The organism is Microbacterium sp. nov. GSS16 (assembly GCF_028198145.1).
Taxonomy (GTDB): domain Bacteria; phylum Actinomycetota; class Actinomycetes; order Actinomycetales; family Microbacteriaceae; genus Microbacterium.
Window position 1 is genome coordinate 1723576 of the sequence record NZ_CP116338.1, and the last position, 20711, is coordinate 1744286.

At 69.6% G+C, this 20711-nt stretch carries 20 protein-coding genes and 1 tRNA gene; 11 read left to right on the top strand and 10 right to left on the bottom strand.

Annotated features, from left to right (window positions below; all coding sequences use genetic code 11):
* Positions 1-63: 63 nt before the first annotated feature.
* Positions 64-1215 carry a multiple monosaccharide ABC transporter substrate-binding protein gene (gene chvE, locus PGB26_RS08175; protein ID WP_271637147.1) on the bottom strand — a complete coding sequence of 384 codons (1152 nt, stop codon included), beginning with the start codon at positions 1213-1215 and terminating at the stop codon, positions 64-66.
* A 191-nt stretch (positions 1216-1406) separates the two neighbouring features.
* On the opposite strand from chvE, the gene PGB26_RS08180 reads away from it, so the two are divergent.
* From PGB26_RS08180 to PGB26_RS08200, 5 genes are read left to right on the top strand one after another with little or no spacing between them, the layout of a single operon-like run.
* The gene (locus PGB26_RS08180) at positions 1407-2936 is read left to right on the top strand and encodes a sugar ABC transporter ATP-binding protein (RefSeq protein ID WP_271637148.1); all 1530 of its coding nucleotides are present in this window, start codon (positions 1407-1409) and stop codon (positions 2934-2936) included.
* On the top strand, positions 2933-4153 hold the full coding sequence (locus tag PGB26_RS08185; RefSeq protein WP_271637149.1) for an ROK family transcriptional regulator: 1221 nt from the start codon (positions 2933-2935) through the stop codon (positions 4151-4153). Before PGB26_RS08180 ends, PGB26_RS08185 begins: the two co-directional genes overlap by 4 nt.
* 42 nt (positions 4154-4195) lie before the next feature.
* On the top strand, positions 4196-5587 hold the full coding sequence (locus PGB26_RS08190; protein ID WP_271637150.1) for a threonine/serine ThrE exporter family protein: 1392 nt from the start codon (positions 4196-4198) through the stop codon (positions 5585-5587).
* A gap of 60 nt (positions 5588-5647) precedes the next feature.
* Entirely contained in the window at positions 5648-6691 is a 1044-nt protein-coding gene (locus PGB26_RS08195; RefSeq protein ID WP_271637151.1) for an ECF transporter S component, read from the top strand.
* A gap of 58 nt (positions 6692-6749) precedes the next feature.
* The gene (locus tag PGB26_RS08200) at positions 6750-8555 is read left to right on the top strand and encodes an ABC-F family ATP-binding cassette domain-containing protein (protein ID WP_271637152.1); all 1806 of its coding nucleotides are present in this window, start codon (positions 6750-6752) and stop codon (positions 8553-8555) included.
* 22 nt (positions 8556-8577) lie between these two features.
* On the opposite strand, the gene PGB26_RS08205 is transcribed toward PGB26_RS08200, so the two are convergent.
* The 7 genes from PGB26_RS08205 to idi are packed head-to-tail and all read right to left on the bottom strand — an operon-like array spanning position 8578 to position 14124.
* A complete protein-coding gene (locus PGB26_RS08205) occupies positions 8578-9435 on the bottom strand; it encodes a prenyltransferase (RefSeq protein ID WP_271637153.1) in 858 nt (285 codons plus the stop codon).
* Positions 9432-9749 carry a lycopene cyclase domain-containing protein gene (locus tag PGB26_RS08210; protein WP_271637154.1) on the bottom strand — a complete coding sequence of 106 codons (318 nt, stop codon included), beginning with the start codon at positions 9747-9749 and terminating at the stop codon, positions 9432-9434. The genes PGB26_RS08205 and PGB26_RS08210 overlap by 4 nt, the downstream gene beginning before the upstream one ends.
* Positions 9746-10075, bottom strand: coding sequence for a lycopene cyclase domain-containing protein (locus PGB26_RS08215; protein ID WP_271637155.1), 330 nt, complete (start codon positions 10073-10075; stop codon positions 9746-9748). The genes PGB26_RS08210 and PGB26_RS08215 overlap by 4 nt, the downstream gene beginning before the upstream one ends.
* Positions 10072-11652, bottom strand: coding sequence for a phytoene desaturase family protein (gene crtI / locus PGB26_RS08220; RefSeq protein WP_271637156.1), 1581 nt, complete (start codon positions 11650-11652; stop codon positions 10072-10074). The genes PGB26_RS08215 and crtI overlap by 4 nt, the downstream gene beginning before the upstream one ends.
* On the bottom strand, positions 11649-12521 hold the full coding sequence (locus tag PGB26_RS08225; protein ID WP_271637157.1) for a phytoene/squalene synthase family protein: 873 nt from the start codon (positions 12519-12521) through the stop codon (positions 11649-11651). The genes crtI and PGB26_RS08225 overlap by 4 nt, the downstream gene beginning before the upstream one ends.
* Complete coding sequence (locus PGB26_RS08230) at positions 12518-13564, bottom strand: polyprenyl synthetase family protein (RefSeq protein WP_271637158.1); 1047 nt, start codon at positions 13562-13564, stop codon at positions 12518-12520. The genes PGB26_RS08225 and PGB26_RS08230 overlap by 4 nt, the downstream gene beginning before the upstream one ends.
* Positions 13561-14124: an isopentenyl-diphosphate Delta-isomerase gene (idi, locus tag PGB26_RS08235; RefSeq protein WP_271637159.1), complete on the bottom strand. Its 564-nt coding sequence runs from the start codon at positions 14122-14124 to the stop codon at positions 13561-13563. Before idi ends, PGB26_RS08230 begins: the two co-directional genes overlap by 4 nt.
* A gap of 77 nt (positions 14125-14201) precedes the next feature.
* Between idi and PGB26_RS08240 the strand changes: the two genes are divergently transcribed.
* From PGB26_RS08240 to PGB26_RS08255, 4 genes are all read left to right on the top strand, one after another.
* Entirely contained in the window at positions 14202-14753 is a 552-nt protein-coding gene (locus PGB26_RS08240) for a MarR family winged helix-turn-helix transcriptional regulator (RefSeq protein ID WP_271637160.1), read from the top strand.
* 71 nt (positions 14754-14824) lie between these two features.
* Positions 14825-15727, top strand: coding sequence for a MetQ/NlpA family ABC transporter substrate-binding protein (locus PGB26_RS08245; RefSeq protein ID WP_271637161.1), 903 nt, complete (start codon positions 14825-14827; stop codon positions 15725-15727).
* Positions 15728-15836: 109 nt separating this feature from the next.
* Positions 15837-16880, top strand: a complete 1044-nt coding sequence (locus PGB26_RS08250) for a methionine ABC transporter ATP-binding protein (RefSeq protein WP_271637162.1) — start codon at positions 15837-15839, stop codon at positions 16878-16880.
* Positions 16880-17539 (top strand): methionine ABC transporter permease, encoded by a 660-nt coding sequence (locus PGB26_RS08255; RefSeq protein ID WP_271637163.1) that lies wholly within the window; start codon positions 16880-16882, stop codon positions 17537-17539. The genes PGB26_RS08250 and PGB26_RS08255 overlap by 1 nt, the downstream gene beginning before the upstream one ends.
* A 49-nt stretch (positions 17540-17588) precedes the next feature.
* On the opposite strand, the gene PGB26_RS08260 is transcribed toward PGB26_RS08255, so the two are convergent.
* Positions 17589-18527, bottom strand: a complete 939-nt coding sequence (locus PGB26_RS08260) for a pseudouridine synthase (RefSeq protein ID WP_271637164.1) — start codon at positions 18525-18527, stop codon at positions 17589-17591.
* Positions 18528-18561: 34 nt separating this feature from the next.
* Entirely contained in the window at positions 18562-19056 is a 495-nt protein-coding gene (locus PGB26_RS08265; protein ID WP_271637165.1) for a MarR family winged helix-turn-helix transcriptional regulator, read from the bottom strand.
* Positions 19057-19205: 149 nt separating this feature from the next.
* Between PGB26_RS08265 and PGB26_RS08270 the strand changes: the two genes are divergently transcribed.
* Positions 19206-19277, top strand: a tRNA-Gln gene (locus PGB26_RS08270).
* Position 19278: 1 nt separating this feature from the next.
* Complete coding sequence (glmU, locus tag PGB26_RS08275) at positions 19279-20709, top strand: bifunctional UDP-N-acetylglucosamine diphosphorylase/glucosamine-1-phosphate N-acetyltransferase GlmU (RefSeq protein ID WP_271637166.1); 1431 nt, start codon at positions 19279-19281, stop codon at positions 20707-20709.
* The last annotated feature ends 2 nt before the right edge of the window (positions 20710-20711 follow it).

The window sequence follows — 20711 nt, forward strand, 5'->3', positions numbered from 1 at the left end:
CCACGGGATCCGCCGAGCCGCTCGTGGCGCGGCGGATCCCGTGGTGCTCGTGCGAGCGATCGATCAGTCGGCGACGCCGGCTGCGACCTCGGACTCGGTCCAGTAGCCCGAATCGATGAGCAGCGACTTGATGTTGTCGGAGACGACGATGTCGGACTCGAGCAGGAACGAAGGGACGACCTTCTCGCCGTTGTCGTAGGTCTCGGTGTCGTTCGCTTCGGGCTTGTCGCCGTCGGCGAAGGACTCCGCGGCCTTCACGGCCTGAGCGGCCAGCTTGCGGGTGTCCTTGAAGATCGTGGCGTACTGCACGCCGTCGGCGATCATCTTCACCGAGGCGATCTCGGCGTCCTGGCCGGAGACGACGGGCAGGCCCTCCGCGATGGTGGAGCCGTAGCCCGCGTTCTCGAGGGCGGTGATGATGCCGCGCGACAGTCCGTCGTAGGGGGAGAGCACGCCATCCAGCTGCTTGGAACCGCCGTCGTAGTTGCTGGTCAGCAGGTCCTCCATGCGCTTCTGGGCCACGGCCGGGTCCCAGCGCAGCGTCGAGACGGTGTCGAAGTCCTTCTGGCCGGAGCCGATGGTCAGGCGGCCGTCCTCGAGGTACGGCTTCAGGGTGTCCATCGCCCCGTTGAAGAAGAACCCGGCGTTGTTGTCGTCGGGGGACCCGGCGAACACCTCGATGATCTTCTTGTCGGCGAGGTCGGTCTCCTTGCCGTCGGCGTCGAGGTAGCCGAGTCCCTGCAGGAGGCTCTGCGCCTGCTGCACGCCGACGTTGTAGTTGTCGAACGTGACGTAGAAGTCGACGTTCTTCGTGCCGTTGATCAGTCGGTCGTACGCGATCACCGGGATGCCCTTGCTGGCGGCGTTGTCGAGCTGGGTGGCCAGCGCCGTGCCGTCGATCGACGCGACGATGAGGATGTCGGCGCCGTTCGTGATCATCTGGTCGAGCTGCTGCTGCTGGCGAGGGATGTCGTCGTTGGCGAACTGGAGGTCGACCTCGTAGCCGAGTTCCTCGAGCTGGGACTTGACGGCGTCGCCGTCAGCGATCCAGCGCTCGGAGGTCTCGGTCGGCATGGCGACGCCGACGAGGATGTCGTCTCCGGCACCGCCCTCGGAGCCGGAGCCCGATTCGGTGCTGCTCGAGCATGCGGCCAGGCCCAGGGCCAGGGCGAAGGCGCCGGTGGCTGCGAAGGCGCGCAGGACGGTCTTTCTCATTGCGATCTCTCTTCCTCGAAAGGTGGCTTGCTGCGGCGGACTCCAGTGTCGTCTCGGTGAGGCGCTGATGCGCGTCCGCTCTGGGAGCATTGCATATTGAGGTGCCTGCGGACAAATAAAACTGTTGCGCCTGCGGACAAATTAACCGATTCGATATCATTCCGGAAGCCCAGCAACGCAAGGTGATCTCGATGGCTGAACCGCTTCTGCGGATGACTGACGTGACGAAGCGGTTCCGCGATGTCGTCGCGCTCTCCGGCGTGTCCATCGACATCCACCGCGGTGAGGTGCATGCCATATGCGGCGAGAACGGTGCGGGCAAGTCCACGCTGATGGAGATCCTCAGCGGCATCCATCCGCACGGCAGCTTCGAGGGGACGATCGCGCTCGAGGGTCGTCAGGTCGCGTTCCGCTCGCTCTCGGACAGCGAGGCCGAGGGGATCGTGATCGTGCACCAGGAGCTGGCGGTCGTGCCGCAGCTGACGGTCGCCGAGAACATCTTCCTCGGCAACGAGATCACCCGCCGCGGGCTGCTCGACCAGGACGCCGCGAATCGGCGCGCCGCTGCGCTGATGGCGCGCGTGGGCCTGGATGAGAGCCCCATGGCGCGCGCCGGGGATCTGGGCATCGGCAAGCAGCAGCTCGTCGAGATAGCGAAGGCGCTCGCCAAGGACGTGCGCCTGCTGATCCTCGACGAGCCCACCGCGGCTCTCGGCCGTGACGACTCCGACCGGCTGCTGGCGCTCGTGCAGCAGCTTCGCACCCAGGGGATCACGTGCGTGGTGATCTCGCATCGGCTCGGCGAGGTGATGCGCGTCGCCGATCGGATCACCGTGATCCGCGACGGCGCGACCATCGAGACGATGCGCACCGACGATCCCGAGACGGACGAGCGGCGGATCATCCGCGCGATGGTGGGTCGGCCGCTGGACGACCTGTTCCCGCCTCGGGAACCCGACATCGGCGAAGAGCTTCTGCGGCTCGAGAACTGGACGGTTCGACATCCGACCGATCCCACCCGTCTCGTCATCGACGACGTGGGGCTGACCGTGCGGTCCGGAGAGATCGTCGGCATCGCCGGGCTCATGGGAGCGGGTCGCACGGAGCTGGCCATGAGCGTGTTCGGCGGGTCGTACGGCTCGGTCATAACCGGAGCGGCATACAAGCGCGGCGAGCGGATCGAGCTGCGCTCGGTGGGCGAGGCGATCCGCAACGGAATCGTCTACGCGCCCGAGGATCGTCGCCGCGACGGACTGAATCTACTCGCCAGCGTGCAGTCGAACGTGTCGGCGGCAGCGCTGGGCAGACTCTCCGAGCACGGTCTCGTCGACGACGTGCGCGAGCGCAAGGTCGCCGAGGCGTACCGGTACAAGCTCAACATCAAGACACCGAGCGTCGCCTCGCGGACAGGGGTGCTCTCCGGCGGGAACCAGCAGAAGATCGTGCTGTCGAAGTGGATCTTCACCAACCCGGACGTCCTCATCCTCGACGAGCCGACCAGGGGGATCGATGTCGGAGCCAAGTACGAGATCTACGGGTTCATCAACGAGCTGGCGGCGCAGGGGAAGGCCATCATCGTCATCTCGTCCGAGCTGCCCGAGGTGATCGGGCTCTCCGACCGCATCTACACCCTCGCGCACGGGCGGATCACCGCCGAGATCCCGCGGCGTGACGCCACTCAGGAGCTGCTCATGTCTCACATGACGGTCGAGCGCGCATGAGCTCCGATCACCCCGCGGCCGGCCGCGGAGCGCCACCGCCCGTCGCGATCACGCGCACGACGAACGAGGATGTGCGTGCCCAGAACCTCTCGGCCGTGCTGCGGCTCGTGCACGCGTCGGGCGCCCAGTCGCGATCCGAGATCGGCGCAGTCACGGGTCTGAACCGCTCGACGGTGACCGCTCTCGTGCAGGAGCTGCTCGACCTGCGCCTGGTGCGTGAGGAATCGGTCAAGCCCACCGGCCGCGTGGGGCGGCCCTCTCTGGGCGTAGCGGCAGACGATGACGTCGTGGCGCTGAGCATCGTGGCCGATCCGCGCGCAGTCTCCGTGGCGCTGGTCGGGCTGGGATCAGCTGTGCACTCCCGTGTGCGACACGATCTGGCGTCACCGCCGAGTCCGCGCCGGTTCGCGCAGGTCGTGTCATCTCTGGTCGACGGGATGCGAGCCGACATCGATCGTCATTACCGGCTCGTCGGCGCGGGCGTCGCGGTGCCGGGGCTGGTCGACTCGCGCGGCACCGTGCTGCTGTCGCCGCCCCTGGGCTGGCGGCGCGAGCAGCTCGCGCACCGCCTCGCCGACGTGCTGCGCATGCCGGTGGCGGTGGGCAACGACGCCAGCGTCGGCGCCATGGCCGAGACGCGCTTCGGCGTGGCCCGCGGTGTGTGCAACGTGCTGTATCTCAGCGGTTCGATGACCGGCATCGGCGGTGGTCTCGTCTTCGACGGGTCGCTGCTGCGCGGCACCTCCGGATTCGCCGGCGAGTTCGGCCACACCGTGGTCAACCCCTCCGGCGCCCTGTGCAGCTGCGGGCGCCGCGGGTGCCTGCAGATGGAGGTGAACCCCGCGACCGTGCTCGCCCTTCTCGGTCGTCGTGGACTCGACGAGGACGAGCTCGACATCGAGCTGGGTGTCGCGCGCGACCCGGTCGTGCTCGCCGAGGTGGCCAGGCAGGTCGACGTGCTGTCGGTCGCGCTGACGAACTTCGTCAACGCGTTCGCCCCCGAGATGGTCGTGCTCTCGGGGTACCTGGGCGTGCTGCTGGCGACCAGCCGCGAGCGGCTCTCCGCAGCGGTCCGGCTGCACCCCGTGGGGTCGGAGGGGCGCACCGTGCGACTGGAGCGTGCCCGCATGCGCTCGCACCTCATGCAGATCGCGCCGGCCGAGCTCGCGTTCGAGGCTGTGCTGAACGATCCGTCGGCCGCGATGTCGCAGCGCTGACCGCGGAACGCTGCGCGCATCGACGCGTGTGAGGATGGGGTGATGGCTGCACAGAAGAACTGGCGTGTGCGTCTGGTCGAGGCGATCCGCGTCGACGCTGCATCGCGGCCGGAGACACAGGCGATCCTCTCGGTCGACGAGATGTATGCCCGACGCGTGATCGAGCTCGCGATGCGCATCGCCGAAGCCCTCATCGCCGTCGGTGCAGCGGCGAACGAGGTCGTGCTCTCGGCGACGCGCGTGGCTGCTGCGCTGGGCATCCGCCCGGTGCACGTCGACATCACGTTCAACTCCATCGCCGTGTCGTATCAGGGCGGCGAGTCCGATGCTCCGTTCACCGCGATCCGCGTCGTGCGGGCACCCGTTCCCGATCACGCGAAGCTGCAGCAGCTGCAGGCGCTCGTGGTCGACATCGAGGCGGGGCTCGCGCTGCCCGAGGCCAGGGTGCGCTTCCATGCCATCCGGCGCATGCCCTTCCGGTACCGGCCGACGGTGATCGTGCTCGCTCAGGCGCTGCTGGCCGTCGGCGTCTGCCTGCTCTACGGCGCCTCGTGGATCACGACGTTCATCGCGTTCCTCGCCGCGTGCGGCGCAGCGCTGACACAGCGCTTGATGGCGCGGATGCACGTGCCGTTCTTCTTCTCCCAGGCCGCGGGTGCGCTCGTGGTCACCGCGTTCGCCGCCGCCGCGAACGCGCTGCGCAGTCAGGGCGTGGCGCCCTTCGACCAGGCCGGCATCGCCGTGATCGTCGCCGCGGGGATCGTCCTGATGCTCGCCGGGATGTCTGTGGTGGGAGCCGCGCAGGACGCGATCGACGGCTTCGCACTCACCGCGGGCGGGCGCATCCTCGACCTCGCCCTGCTCACCCTCGGCGTCGTCGTCGGCATCGTGGGCGGAGTCGCCCTCGCGCAGCGTCTCGGGATCGGCTTCACCCTCTCGACCGAGCCGCCGACCCTCGGCCCCGGCCCGATGCAGGTCGCCGGCGTCGTGCTCATCGCGGTCACCGTGGCGGTGTGGAACGGGGCGACCTCGCGCACGATCCTCGTATCGGCCGTGCTGGGTGCGATCGCGTGGGGCGGATTCAGCGCGGGCGCCGCAGGCGGCTTCGGCGTGCCGATCGCCAGTGCAGCGGGCGCGCTGATCGCGAGCTTCGTCGGCACGCTCATCGCGCACCGACTCCACGTCCCATCGATCGCCGTGACCACTGCGGCGATCGTGCCGATGGTGCCCGGATCGGTGGTGTACCGCGGTCTGCTGGGAATCGTCGAGGCCCAGGACGATCCGATATCGCTCATCCTCGGATTCGCCGACCTGCTGCAGGCTGGCGCGGTCGGACTCGCGCTGGCATCCGGGGCCTCCCTCGGCCTGGTGCTCGGCGCGCCGGTTCGCGACACGCTGCAGAGCGTCGTGCGCCGCCGTGGGCGCATCCGCTGATCGGCACGTCACGGCGCCGATATGCTGGGCCGCGAGCAGTGCGCGCGCGAGGAGGAACCAGTGAGCGAGGCCACCGAACCCGTCGACGCCGTGGATTCCTTCGATCGCATCGCCGCCGATCTCCTCGCCCTCAAAGAGACGCACACGATCTCGTACGCCGAGCTCGGACGGCGCATCGGCGAGCAGCGCATCGGCCGCGGCGTCCCCGCCGCGGCCGCCTACCCGCCGCGCAGCACGGTCTACGACGCTTTCCGGGCCGGCCGCACTCGGATCGACCCCGTACTGCTGCGAGACATCGTGAACGCGCTCGGAGTCGAGGGCGACGCGGCGCAGAGCTGGGTAGAACGCGCGCAGCGGCTGCGGCGCACCGCAGAACCGTCCGCTCGGCAGCGAGTCGCAGCGCCCCCGTCGTCGGTCGACGTGCCGGCGCCCTCGCCCGTCGTCATGCCGGCGCCAGCCGGGGCGGGCCGCTTCCCCCTCGCGCAGGCTCCGCGCTGGTGGAGCCCCTACCTCCTCGTGCTCGGCTGCATCGCCCTGAACCTCGCCGGGCTGGTGGTCGTGCAGGCGCTGCACCTGCCGATCTATCTCGACATGACCGGCACGGCCGCAGCCTCGATCATCCTCGGTCCTTGGCACGGTGCTTTCGTCGCCACGGCCGGCAACCTCCTCGGCTTCACCGTCGGCGCCCCCGGTGCGGCACCGTACGCGCTGGTGAACATCGCCGGCGCCCTCGTCTGGGGATTCGGCGTGCGGCGCTGGGGGATGGGCGACGACATCGGTCGCTTCTTCGTGCTGAACCTCCTCGCCGCTCTCGCGTGCTCCATCGTCGGCTCGTTCCTCAACGTGATCCTCTTCGGCGGCCTCAGCGGGCACGGCTCGGATTCCGTGACGACATCCATCGTGACGCTGGGGCTGCCGCTGATCGCCGCAGCGCTCTCGGCCAACATCCTCACCTCCGTCATCGACAAGGTGCTGACCGGCTTCATCGCCCTCACGCTCTTCGTCTGGCTGCACCGCGCCGCGCGCTTCCCGGCATCTCACATGCCCCTCGTCGAGCGACTGAGTGCGCCCGCGGGGCAGGCGCCGGCGTCTGCGCCGGTCTAGTCGGCGATGCGCCCGATGGTGGGCGCAGGCGCAGCAGGCAGCGCATAGCCTTGAGGTGATGGCACATCTACTGGGGGCCGAGGCCCTGCACCTGGAGTACCCGACCAAGATCGTCTTCGATTCGGTCACGATCGGGGTCGACGAGGGCGACCGCATCGGCATCGTCGGTCGCAACGGCGACGGCAAGTCGAGTCTGCTCGGAATGCTCGCCGGCCGCCGTGAACCGGATGCCGGGCGCGTGACAGTGCGAGGCGGAACGACCATCGGCGTGCTCGATCAGGCCGACACCCTCGACGACGACCTCACGGTCGGCCGCGCCGTGGTGGGCGACACCCCCGAGCACGAGTGGGCGGGGGATGCGAGGGTGCGCGACGTCATCGCCGGTCTCGTCGCCGACCTCGACTGGGACGCATCGGTCGCCTCGCTCAGCGGCGGGCAGCGTCGGCGCGTGTCGCTGGCGAGGCTGCTGGTCGGCGACTGGGACATCATCGCGCTCGACGAGCCGACCAACCACCTCGACGTCGAGGCGATCACCTGGCTCGCCGCCCACCTCAAGGGCCGCTGGCAGAAGAATGCAGGCGCGCTCCTGGTCGTCACGCACGACCGCTGGTTCCTCGATGAGATCTGCACGGCGACCTGGGAGGTGCACGACCGCATCGTCGAGCCCTTCGAGGGCGGCTACGCCGCGTACATCCTGCAGCGCGTCGAGCGCGACCGGATGGCCGCCGCGTCCGAGGCGAAGCGGCAGAACCTCGCCCGCAAGGAACTCGCCTGGCTGCGCCGCGGAGCCCCCGCGCGCACCAGCAAGCCGAAGTTCCGCATCGACGCCGCGAACGCGCTGATCGCCGACGTGCCTCCGATCCGCGACACCGTCTCGCTGCAGTCCCTGGCCGTGTCGCGCCTGGGCAAGGACGTGGTCGACCTGCTCGACGCGGGGGTGACCTACGGCGAGAAGACCGTGCTGCACGATGTCGAATGGCGCATCGCGCCCGGCGAACGCACGGGCATCCTCGGGGTGAACGGCGCGGGCAAGTCGACCCTGCTCGGGCTGGTCTCGGGCGACGTCGAACCCACCAGCGGGCGGGTCAAGCGCGGCAAGACCGTGCAGGTGCGCACCCTCACGCAGCGCACCTCCGAGCTCGAGCAGCACTGGAACGATCCGGTGCGCACGGTCATCGACGGTCTGCGCACCTCGTACACGTTCGGCGCCGGCTCGAAGGCCGCGGAGCTCACCCCCGGGCAGCTGCTCGAGCGGCTCGGCTTCACCTCGGCGCAGCTGTCGACCCCGGTGAAGGATCTCTCCGGGGGTCAGCAGCGCCGGCTGCAGCTGCTGCTCGTGCTTCTCGACCAGCCGAACGTGCTCATCCTCGATGAGCCGACCAACGACATGGACACCGACATGCTCGCCGCCATCGAGGACCTCCTCGACTCGTGGCCGGGCACCCTGCTCGTGGTCAGCCACGACCGGTACTTCCTCGAGCGGGTTACCGACCAGCAGTACGCCGTGCTGCGCGGGCGGCTGCGGCACCTGCCCGGCGGCATCGACGAGTACCTGCGGCTGCGCGATCTCGAGTCTCGCGAGCAGGCGGGAGTCGCCTCCGGGGCAGCCGCTGCTCCGGCTGCGTCCAAGGCGTCGGCACTGGATGGAGCCGCGCGGCGAGCGGCCGAGAAGGAGGTCGCCGCGCTCGAGCGGCGCATGCAGAAGCTGGGCGATCAGATCGACCGCGCCAAGCACGCTCTCGCCGATCACGACCAGTCCGATTACACCGGCCTGGGGGAGCGGATGCAGCAGATCCAGGCGCAGCAGGATGAGGTCGACGAACTCGAGCTGCGCTGGTTCGAGCTCACCGAAGAGCTCGGCTGAGCGGGCGCCCCCTTGCGCGCGGTCATCGCCCGAGCGCGTAGACGATCAGCAGCATCGTGACGACGAAGCCGCACGCGTAGTTGATCCACAGGAAGTGCCGCCAGCCGCGATTCGCCGTACCCGACTCCGCATCCGAGACCGAGCGGAACGGCACCGCCGCCCACAGGTAGGGCAACGCGAGCACGCCGGCGAGCGCACCGGGGAAGCCGGTGAAGAGCATGAGCAGCCCCGCCGCCGCCCAGCAGGCCAGAGCCAGCCGCACCGTTCGGGCGGCGCCCAGGGCGGTCGCGATCGACGAGATGCCGCCCTCGCGGTCGGGCACCACATCCTGCACCGCGCCGAACGCGTGGCTGGCGACGCCCCAGAGGAAGAACGCGCTCAGCAGCGCGACGAGTCCGGGTGTCACCGCGCCGCCCGCGAGCGCGAAGCCGTACACGGCGGGGCTCACGAAGTGGACGCTCGAGGTGACCGAATCGAGCACCGGCACCTCTTTGAAGCGGAACGGCGGGGCCGAGTAGGCGACGACCGCGAACAGGCTGATCGTCAGGATCAGCCACGACAGCGGCGAGCCGAGCACGACCAGCGCGACGACGAAGGGCGCGCTCAGCGCGATCGACGTCACGAGCACCGTGCGATGCCGCTGCGGCGACAGCAGCGCCCCTTCGACGCCGCCCTTGCGAGGATTCGCGAGATCGGACGCGTAGTCGAACACGTCGTTGATGCCGTACATCGCCAGGTTGTACGGCACGAGGAAGAACAGCGTGCCGATCACCCAGCGCGCGTCGATGCCGCCCGCGACGAGCAGATAGGCGGCTGCGAACGGGTAGGCCGTGTTGATCCAGCTGAGTGGCCGCGATGCCGTCACGAGGTCGCGGATCATCGCCGGCCCCTTTCACGGCGTGCGTCGCGACGCAGTCGCGACCACAGGGCGGGCAGCAGGATCACCGCGACGAGCGGGTAGGTGAAGTCCTCGATCGGCGCCGCCCCGATCCGGATGCCGGAGATATGCGCGTCGGCGTAGTCGATGAGTCCGACCGAGATCATCAGGGTGTCGAACACCGCGGTGAGCACGAGCAGGCACGCCGCGGCGATCGCCAGGGACGCGAAGGACGGCATCCGGTCGCGCCGCCGCGCGAACAGCGCGATCACGACGGCAGCGGCCACGAAGCCGACGCACAGCAGCAGGTAGGTCATTCAGCTCTGCCCTTCCGACGTTCGAGGAGTCGCTGCGATCCGCAGACGAGCACCATGGTGAGCTCGCACAGGAACAGCAGGAACACCGGCTCCTCGATCGGCAGCTCCGGTGCCAGCAGGATGCCGACGGCCAGCGCGTTGTCGCCTTCGAAGAAGACCCCCAGCGCGATTCCGGCGAGATCCCAGAGCAGGAAGAACGTCACACCGACGACCAGCACGATGACGGCGCGCACCGGATCGTGTCCGAGGAACAGGCGGTGTCGCACATCCAGCAGCACCATTCCGCCGAGCGAGACGAGCAGCGCGATCAGGTAGGCCCCGGTCACAGCGCCGCCACGGAGGACGGCGCCGTCGGCGGCTCTGCAAGGGGACCGGGCGATACATCGCCGCGGAGGCGCTTGACGACCAGCTCCGCGCTGATCAGGCACATCGGCAGCCCGATGCCCGGGATGGTCGTGGCGCCGGCGTACAGCAGTCCGTCGACCTTCGACGACGTGTTCGCGCCGCGCAGGAACGCACTCTGTCGCAGGGTGTGCGCGGGGCCGAGTGCGCCGCCGCGCCAGGCGCCGAAATCGCGTTCGAAGTCGGCGGGGCCGATGGTCCGGCGCACGACGATGCGCTCACGCAGGTCGGGGACACCGCACCAGGCCGCGATCTGATCGATCGCCGCGTCTGCTGCACGCTCCACCCGCTCATCGCCTGCGCCGTCGACGCCGCCGGCGCCGATGGCTGTGTCGGCGGGCACCGGGATGAGCACGAACAGGTTCTCGTGACCCTCGGGGGCGACGTCGTCGGTCGCGCTGGGACGGCAGACGTAGATGGATGCCGGATCGGGGATGCGCTTGCCGGCGCCGCGGCGCCCTCTGCCGTAGATGGCGTCGAACCCCTCCTCCCACTGCTTCGTGAACAGCAGCGTGTGGTGGGCGAGCTGCGGCAGCTCGCCGCGCACACCGAGCAGGGCGAGCACGGCACCGGGTCCGGGGTCGCGCTTGTCCCACCATCCGTCCGATCTCGTGCGGTGCTCGTCATCGAGCAGCTGCTGCTCGGTGACGTGCAGATCGGCGGTCGACACGACGACGTCGGCGGGCAGATGCTCGCGTGTGCCGTCGGCGAGCTCGACCTCGACGCCGGTGGCGGCGCCGCCGTCGACCGTGATGCGTGTGGCGCGGCATCCGGTGCGGATGTCGACGCCCTCCGCGCGCGCGACGCGGGCGATGGCCGCGATGACGGCGGTGAACCCGCCGCGCGGATACAGCACGCCCTGGCCGATGTCGAGGTGGCTCATCAGGTGGTACATGCCGGGTGCCTTCGCAGGCGAGGTGCCGAGGAACACCGCCGGATACCCGAGGATCTGCTGCACCCGCGGTTCGCGGCTGTGCCGGCGGATGCGCCGGTCGAGCGGCTCGGCGAGCAGGCGGGTGAGAGTCGGCAGTCCGCGCAGCGTGCGCGGGGTCAGCAGCGGCCGCAGCGACTCGTATGTGCTGTACAGGAAGGTGGAGGTGGCCAGATCGTAGGTCTCGGCGGCGGATGCGAGGTAGCGGTCCAGAGCCTCCCCGGCATCCGGATCGAGGGCCACCAGGGCATCCCTCGCCCCCTCGGCCGGCAGGTCGAACGGCTCCTCGTCGTCTTCGAAGTACACCCGATAGGCGGGATCGAGTCGCACGAGGTCGAGCTGCTCGGCCGACGAGGTGCCCAGCAGCCGGAAGAAGTGATCGAACACCTCCGGCATCAGGTACCACGACGGGCCGGTGTCGAAGCGGAATCCGCCCGACTCCCAGTTGCCGGCACGGCCGCCGAGCTCGTCTCGCGCCTCGACGAGCGTCACGGACGCGCCTTCCCTGGCGAGCAGAGCAGCGGTGGCGAGGCCCGAGATGCCTCCTCCGATGACGACGGCGCGCCTCATACTGTTGTCCTTCCTGCTGCGGCGTTGGCCAGGATGCCGAGCTTGCGACTCAGCGGCACCGACACGCGGGTGGTGCGCAGCTGGGCCGCCGGAGTCGCGCGCAACTGCTCGTTGAGTCGGCCGAAGAGCTCCGCGGCCGCGGTCGTCGCCCGACGCGATCCGCGCGGCAGGCGTGCGATGGCCTCGCGCGCGACGGCGAGATCCTCGGCGATCTCATCGACGACAGCCTCCTTCTCGCGGTCGGTGAAGGTCTGCGGGTCCAGGCCCGGGATGTACGAGCGGCCCAGCCGCCCTGCGTCGTCGGCCAGGTCGCGCAGGAAGTTCACCTTCTGGAAGGCCGCGCCGAGGCGACGGGCGCCCTCTTCGAGCTGGTCGTCGAGCGCGAACCCCGGATGCTCGAGCGCGAACACCCGCAGGCACATCGAGCCGACGACCTCGGCGGAGCCGTGGATGTATCGGCGGTACTGATCGCGATCGAAGCGCGGGTGCGCGGTGGCGTCCATCCGCATCGATTCGAAGAACGGCTGCACGAGCTCGGCGCCGATGCCCGTGCGTCGCGCCGTGGCGGCGAAGGCGTGCACCACGAGGTTCGCGCTGAAACCGCAGCCGAGCGCGCGCAGGGTGTCCTGCTCGAGCGCATCGAGGATGGCGAGCACCTCGGGTCGGTCCAACCCCGCCTCCGCCGCCGGCCCGTCGACGATCTCGTCGGCGACGCGCACCAGCGCGTACACGTCGGCGATCCCGCCGCGCACATCGCGCGGCAGCAGCCGACTCGCGTATCCGAACGACGTCGAGTACCCGCTGATCACATGCGCGGAGGCGGTGTGGGCCGTCCGCGTGTAGAGGTCGAGTGCGCGCTCAGCCCTCACGACTGCCGCTCCGCGCAGCGCTCGGCGATCTGCGCGAGCTCGGCGCGCAGCCCGGTGGGCAGGGGAGCGATGGCGATCGCATGCAGCACGTCGTGAAGCACGCCGTCGATGACGCGCTGCATCCGCTCGACCGCTCCGGAGGACACCAGCGCGGCGCGCAGCCGATCGGCATCGGACGTCTCGAGTGGCGCCTGCCCGAAGAGGGGCCGCACCGCGTCCCACTCCGGGGTGCCCTCCGCGAAGGCGACGAGCAGCGTGCGCTTCCCCTCGCGCAGGTCGCCGATGACGCTCTTGCCCGTGCTGCTCTCCGCCCCGAAGACGCCAAGGGCGTCGTCGCGCAGCTGGTACAGCAGGCCCAGACGCGATCCGATCCACTCCAGCGCCTCGACGACCTGGTCGGTGGCGCCGGCCAGCAGCGCACCCACCCGCAGCGGCGCGGCGAACGAGTACGCGGCGGTCTTCTGCTCGATCATCCGCAGGATGTCCTCCTGCTCGGCGTGCATGACGCCTTTCGCGTAGCCCACGTCGGCGTGCTCTCCCGCCGCAGTCAGGATCAGGGCGTCGTCGATCACCCGGTGCAGAGTGGCTGCGGCCGGGTGGGCCACGTCGGCGACGAGCACGTGGGCCCCGCTGATCAGCAGGTCGCCGGCGAGGAGTGCCGACGCCTCTCCCCACGCGGTCGCGGTGTGCGGGGCGTGGCCGTCGTCGAGGGCGGCGGCCGCGAAGCGGCCCGCGAGATTGGGCTTCCCGCGGCGCACCAGATCGCGGTCGAGCACGTCGTCGTGCATGAGAAGAGCGGTGTGCAGCACCTCGAAGGCCGCCGCGGCGCACAGCGCCGAGTCGTCCTCGACGCCGCCCAGGCTCTCGTGAGCGAGCAGCAGCAGACGCGGCCGCAGGCGCTTGCCGCCCTGAGTGGCGTCCGCCGCGCGGCGCCACAGGTCGCCGTAGCGCCCGCCCATCGCGTCGGCCCGCTCGATGCGGTCGGCGAAGAACCGGTCGATGATCTCATCCAGCCGTGGGTCGACCGCGGTCTCGAGCCTCATGCGACGCTCCGCCACGCGGTGGCGTGGATGGTGCCTGCGGTCGCCGAGAGCTGCTGGGCCTGCAGCACGAGCCAGGGGCTGAACGCCCACGGCGCGGCGGTGAGTGCGGCGGCGAGGTCTTCGGGGCTGACCCAGCGGGCATCCATCGCCTCGGCCGGGTTCAGCTGCGGCTCGCCCACCGCGCGGGCGGTGTAGACGGGGCAGATCTCGTTCTCCACGATCCCGGAGGCGTCCACCGCGCGGTAGCGGAAGTCCGGCAGCTCGAGCTCGAGATCCGCGATCTCGAGACCGAGCTCCTCCTGGGCGCGGCGTCGCACCGCATCCGGAATCGCCTCGAACGGGCCGGGGTGACCGCAGAACGCGTTGGTCCACGTGCCCGGCCAGGCGCGCTTGGTCAGCGCCCGTCTGGTCAGCAGCAGCCGGCCCTCGTCATCACGCACGTGACAGGAGAACGCGAGGTGCAGCGGGGTCTCCCCATGGTGCACCTCGTCTTTGCGGGCGACACCGCAGGGGTTGCCTTCGTCGTCGAGAAGGATCACGCGCTCGGGGGACTGGGTCACTTCGGCCTCCTGTGTATTCGCTAGACAGGCTAGCTTTCAACTGTTGAGATATCCACATCTGACGTAAAATCAACCGCATGCGGAAAATTGATCCGTCCTCCTCGCCGACCGTGGTCATGCACGATCCGCGCCTGAACGACCCCCAGCAGGAGCTCGTGCGCACCGGCGATCTCGCGCCGGCCGAGCTGGAGAGCGTCCTCGAGGTGCTGGAGGCGATGCGCCGCTGGCGCGAGGCCGAGCGGGAGAACAGCGAGGCGTCCCAGCGCTACATGCGGCTGGGGGCGAGTGACATGAGGGCGCTGCGGATGCTCATCGCCGCAGGCAACCAGGCGCTGCCGATCACGCCGAGCGCGATGGCCGGCCATCTCGGCATCTCGACCGCATCCACCACGAAGCTGCTCGACCGCCTGGAGCGCGGCGGTCACATCGTGCGCCGCGCGCATCCCGAGGACCGTCGCAGTCTGGTCATCGAGGTGACCGAGGAGACCCGTCACGCGGCGCGGGCCACGGTCGGTCGCGAGCACGCTCGCCGCTTCGACGTCGTCGCCGAGCTCAGCAACGAGCAGCGCCGCACAGTCGCCGACTTCTTCGACGCGATGGCGGCCACCGCCGAGCGTGACGCTGTGTGACGGGCCGATTCTGAGCGAGTGCTCGACGCCGCGTACGTTTTCGGAGTCCCCACGAGAGGAAGAACCCGAAAATGTCCCGCCGCTTCATCACCCTCGCCGCTGCAGCCGCAGCGCTCGCCCTCGCCACCGGTCTCGCCGGCTGCGCCTCCGCCGACGCCGGAGCGACCGGATCCGAGGGCGCCGATGACGTCGTCAAGATCGGAGTCGTGGGCAAGAGCGACCCGCAGTGGGCCGCATTCGAGAAGGCGGCGAAGGACGAGGGCATCGAGATCGAACTCGTCGACTTCGGGTCGTACGAGCTGCCGAACCCCGCGCTGACCGAGGGCGAGATCGACCTCAACCAGTTCCAGCACGTGATCTACCTCGCCCAGTACAACGAGGCGGCCGGCGAAGACCTGGTGGCCATCGGATCCACGCAGACCTACCCGCTCGGCCTGTACTCGTCGAAGTACGACGACGTGAAGGACATAGCCGAGGGCGAGACCGTCGCCGTCCCCGACGACGCATCCAACCAGGCCCGCGGACTGCTCGTGCTGCAGTCGGCCGGGCTCATCGAGCTCAAGGACGGCGGCTCGCCGTTCTCCGACCTCTCCGACATCGACGAGGCGAAGTCCAAGGTCAAGGTGACCGCTCTCGAGGCGGCGCTGACTCCCGAGGCGCTGCCCGACGTCGCGGCGGCCATCATCAACAACGACTTCGTCGAAGAGGCGGGTCTGAAGTTCGACGACGCGCTGTTCACCGATGACGCGTCCGACCCGGCCGCCGCGCCCTATGTGAACATCTTCGCCTCCCGCGCGGATGATGCCGACAACGAGACCTACCTGAAGCTCATCGAGATCTTCCAGACCGACGAGGCCGTGCAGAAGGGCCTCGCGGAGTCGTCCGGCGGAACAGGCGTGACCGTGCAGCTCTCCCAGGAAGACCTGGCGAACACGCTCAAGACCGTCCAGAAGGACGTCGCTGACAACAGCTGACCCTCGCGGATCTGAGAGAATCGGGCGGCGCGATGTGCGTCGCCCGATTCTCCGTGCCAGGCGGCCCACGCCCGACATCACCCCACCCACCCGAAGCCGGAGTGAACCCATGCCCATCGTCTCGCTCGAGAGCGTGTCGAAGCGATACCCGTCCCCGCAGCGTGCAGGCGAGCAGGTCACCGCGGTCGATGACGTCACCCTGCACATCGAGAAGGGTGATGTGTACGGCATCATCGGCTACTCGGGAGCCGGCAAGTCCACGCTCGTGCGCCTCATCAACGCCCTGGAGCCCGCCACCGAGGGGCGGATCACCGTCGACGAGACCGAGGTCACCGCGCTCTCCGAGCGCGAGCTGCGCGCCGTGCGCACCGGCATCGGCATGATCTTCCAGCAGTTCAACCTGTTCTCGGCCAAGACCGTGCGTGCCAACATCGCCTACCCGCTGAAGCTCGCTGGCTGGTCGAAGGCCGACATCGATGCGCGCGTCACCGAGCTGCTGTCATTCGTCGGGCTCAGCGACAAGGCGCGCTCGTATCCCGAACAGCTCTCGGGTGGGCAGAAGCAGCGGGTCGGAATCGCCCGCGCACTCGCGACCCGCCCCGCCATCCTGCTCGCCGACGAGGCCACCAGCGCACTCGACCCCGAGACCACACACGAGGTCCTCGCACTGCTCAAGCGGGTCAACGAGGAGCAGGGGGTGACCATCGTGGTCATCACCCACGAGATGGACGTGATCCAGACGATCGCGACGAAAGTCGCCGTCATGGACCGGGGACGGGTGATCGAGCAGGGTGACGTGTTCGAGGTCTTCTCCGCGCCCCGGCATCCGGCGTCGCAGCGCTTCGTCGGGACGGTGGTGAAGGGCATCCCCTCGCCCTCCGAGCGGGCGGTGCTGCGCGAGAGGCACAGCGGCCGACTCGTCACGTTCTCGTTCCGCGATGGCGGGCCCTCGCAGGCGCAGCTCTTCGTCGACCTGGCCGAGGCCGGCCTCGAGTTCGAGCTGGTGTTCGGCGGCATCAACGACATCCGCGGGCGGGCCTTCGGCCACCTGACCCTCGCGATCCGCGGCGACGAGAAGCGCATCGACGAGGCGCTCGCCCGCATCGGCCGCCAGGTCGAGGTCACCGACGTCGATCGGGAGGAGGAGCGCTGATGGATCGTCTCATCGAACTCGCTCCGGAGTTCTGGCAGGCAGCCGTCGAGACGCTGTACATGGTATCGCTGACCCTGCTGTTCGGCGGGATCCTCGGCGGCCTGATCGGCGTGGGCCTGTACCTGACCCGCCCCGGCGGGATGCTGCAGAACCGTGCGGTGTCGTTCGTGCTGAACCTGTTCATCAACTTCTTCCGGCCGATCCCGTTCGTGATCCTCATCACGGTGCTCATTCCGTTCTCGCGCTTCGTGGTGGGCAGCGGCATCGGCACCAACGCCGCGATCGTCGCCCTGGTGGTCGCGTCGATGTTCGCGATCGGCCGCATCGTCGAGCAGCACCTGGTCGGCGTCTCGCCTGGGGTCATCGAGGCCGCGCGCGCGATGGGAGCCGGGCCCTGGCGCACGCTGTTCACCGTCGTGATCCCCGAGGCGCTGGGCCCGCTCGTGCTGGGTTACACCTTCGTGATCGTGGCGCTCATCGACATGACCGCGATGGCCGGGTACATCGGCGCCGGGGGTCTCGGCAACTTCGCCCTCACATACGGGCGTCGTCAGTTCGAGCCGGTCGTGATGTGGGCGGCGGTGCTGCTGATCGTCGTGTTCGTGCACTTCGCGCAGACACTGGGCACGTGGCTCGCGCGCCGGATCATGCGTCGCTGATCCGGCGGATCGGCTCGACCGGCCGCATGACTGAATGCGGCTGGGGCGTTCAGCCGCGCGGGGCGTCCTGCAGGGTGCGCCGGGTGGTGAACTCGCGAGGCGCACCGCTGAGCGGATCGTCGAAGCGCAGCTCGCGGGCGAGCAGCTGCAGCGGCCGGGTGAAGTCGTCGGGCGCCTCGGGCAGCAGGTCGGGGTAGAAGCCGTCGTGCAGGATGCCCGCGCCGAGCGACGCGAGGTGCACGCGCAGCTGGTGCATGCGTCCCGAATGCGGGCGAAGCAGCGTGTGGACGACGCGCTCGTCGAAGTCCAGCAGCTCGATGAGCGTCTCGGAGTTCGGCTCGCGCTCGTGATCGACCTTCACGCACACGTGGGCGCGCAGCTTCTCGATGTGGTTGCGGTACACGATCGGGAACGGCAGACCGGCCAGAGCGGGGGACACGGGATCCCAATCGGCGGGCAGCGCCGACACGGCCTCGTACACCTTCTCGACCTGCCGCCGCTCGAAGAGCAGCTGATACGCGCCGCGCGTCTCGGGTCGGGTCGAGAACATCAGCAGACCCGCCGTCGCCCTGTCGAGGCGATGGATGGGGGTGAGCTCGGGGATGCCGAGCAGGTTGCGCAGCCGCACCAGCGCGGAGTTCTGCAGGTACTTGCCGCCGGGGGTGGTGGGCAGGAAGTGCGGCTTGTCGGCCACGACGAGGTCGCGGTCCTGGTGCAGCACCTCGATCTCGAACGGGATGTCGCGCTCGACGGGCGGCTCACGGTAATACCAGACGAACTCGTGCGCGCCCAGGGGGGTCTCGCGGGTGAGGGGCGTGCCGTCCCGAGCGACGATCTCGCCGCGGTCGAAGCGCGACAGCAGGCGCTCGGGATCGAGGTGGAAGAAGCGCTCGGCCATGTACTCGCCGATCGTCGGCCACGGGCCGATCAGCGGCAGGTGCAGCCGCGTCGCCCCGACGCCGTCGCGCACGGGGAGCGGAGAGAGCATGCCCATCAGCGCCCTCGCCCCGAACCGCGGATCCTCACGAGTCGAAGCTCAGACTGAGTTTGCGCAGCAGTCCCGCCAGCCGATCGCGGTCGGTGCGGGGGAGCGCCTGCAGCAGCACGGCCTCGGCGTCGACGAGGCGGGTGATCGCGGCATCCACCCGCACCCGTCCCTCGTCGGTGAGGGTGACCAGCACGCTGCGTCCGTCCTGCGGATCGGACTCGCGGCGCACGAACCGGCGCCCCACGAGACGGTCGATGCGGTTCGTCATCGTGCCGCTCGAGACGAGCGTCTGCTGCAGCAGCTGCTTGGGTGAGAGCTGGAACGGCGCACCGGCGCGGCGAAGCGCGGAGAGCACGTCCCACTCCCACGGCTCGATGTCGCTGCGTCGGAACACCTCGCGTCGTGCTCGGTCGAGGTGGCGCGAGAGACGGTCCATGCGCGAGAGCACCTCGAGGGGCGAGAAGTCCAGATCGGGGCGCTGGGTGTTCCAGGCGCCGACGATCCGGTCGACCTCATCCGCCTCGCTCATCCGTTCATTATCCCGTGCCGGTCGGGTCCTGCGGACGGGCGGGCCGGCGGCGCCGTGGCGGAGCCGGTCGGGTCCTGCGGACGGGCGGGCCGGCGGCGCCGTGGCAGAATTGACCCGCGGTCGCCGCCTCGAGAGGAGGGCGGCCGTGGTCCGCCGTGGTGTAACGGCAGCACGACAGCCTTTGGAGCTGTGAGGTTCAGGTTCGAATCCTGGCGGCGGAGCATGACGCAGAACAATCTCGCCATCATCGTGCTCGCCGCAGGCCAGGGCACCCGCATGAAGTCCCGCCGCCCCAAGGTGCTGCACGAGATCGCCGGTCGCCCTCTGGTGGGTCACGTGCTCACGACGGCGCGTTCGCTGGGCGCCTCGCACATCGAGGTGGTCGTGCGGCACGAGCGCGAGCAGGTGGTCAGCGCGCTCGCCGGCGACTACCCCGATGCCGTCTTCGTCGACCAGGACGACGTTCCGGGCACCGGCCGCGCCGTGCAGGTCGCCATCGACGCACTGCCCGATGACTTCGACGGCGACGTGCTCGTGCTCTCCGGCGACTGCCCGCTCGCCGACGCCGACACCCTGTCGTCCTTCCTCGACGAGCACCGCGCATCCGGTGCGCCCGCGACGCTGATGACTGCCGTCGTCGACGACCCGACCGGCTACGGGCGCGTCATCCGCGACGCCGACGGCGGGGTCGATCGCATCGTCGAGCAGAAGGATGCCAGCGACGACGAGGCATCGGTCCGTGAGATCAATGCCGGGATGTACGCGTTCCGCTCCGAGACGCTGCGCCGCTACCTGCCCGAGATCGGCGTCGACAATGCGCAGGGCGAGATGTACCTCACCGACGTGCCCGGCCTGCTGCGCCGCGACGGCGACCGCGTGGCGGCATCCGTCGTCTCCGACGTCACGGTGACCTTCGGCGTCAACGACCGTGCGCAGCTCGCGCTCGTGGGCCGCCTGCTCAACCAGCGCATCGTGCGCCGCTGGCAGCGCGAGGGCGTCACGATCGTCGACCCCGAGACCACGTGGATCGACGACGATGCGAAGCTCGCCCCAGACGTCACCATCCTGCCCAATACGCAGATCCTCGGCGCCACGGTCATAGCCGAGGGCGCCACCGTCGGGCCCGACACCACGCTGGTGGACTGCGAGGTCGGCGAGGATGCCGTGATCAAGCGCACCGACGCGAACCTCGCGGTCATCGGCGCATGTGCCACCGTCGGCCCGTTCTCGTTCCTGCGGCCGGGCACTGTGCTGGGCGCGGGCGGCAAGATCGGCGCCTACGTCGAGACGAAGAACGCCGAGATCGGCGAGAACAGCAAGGTGCCGCACCTGTCGTACGTGGGAGACGCGACGATCGGCCGCGGCGTCAACCTCGGCGCCAGCACGATCACCGCGAACTACGACGACGTCAACAAGCACCGCACGGTGGTCGGCGATGAGGTGCACACCGGGTCGCACACCGTGCTCGTCGCGCCCGTTAGGCTGGGAGCCGGTGCGAAGACCGGTGCCGGTGCTGTCGTCCGCAAGGACGTGCCCGCGGGCGCCCTGGCCATGAGCGTCGCCCCCCAGCGCAACATCGACGGGTGGGTCGAGAAGAACAGAGCAGGCACGGGTGCAGCCGACGCGGCGGCCCGCGAACGATCGGCGGAATAGGT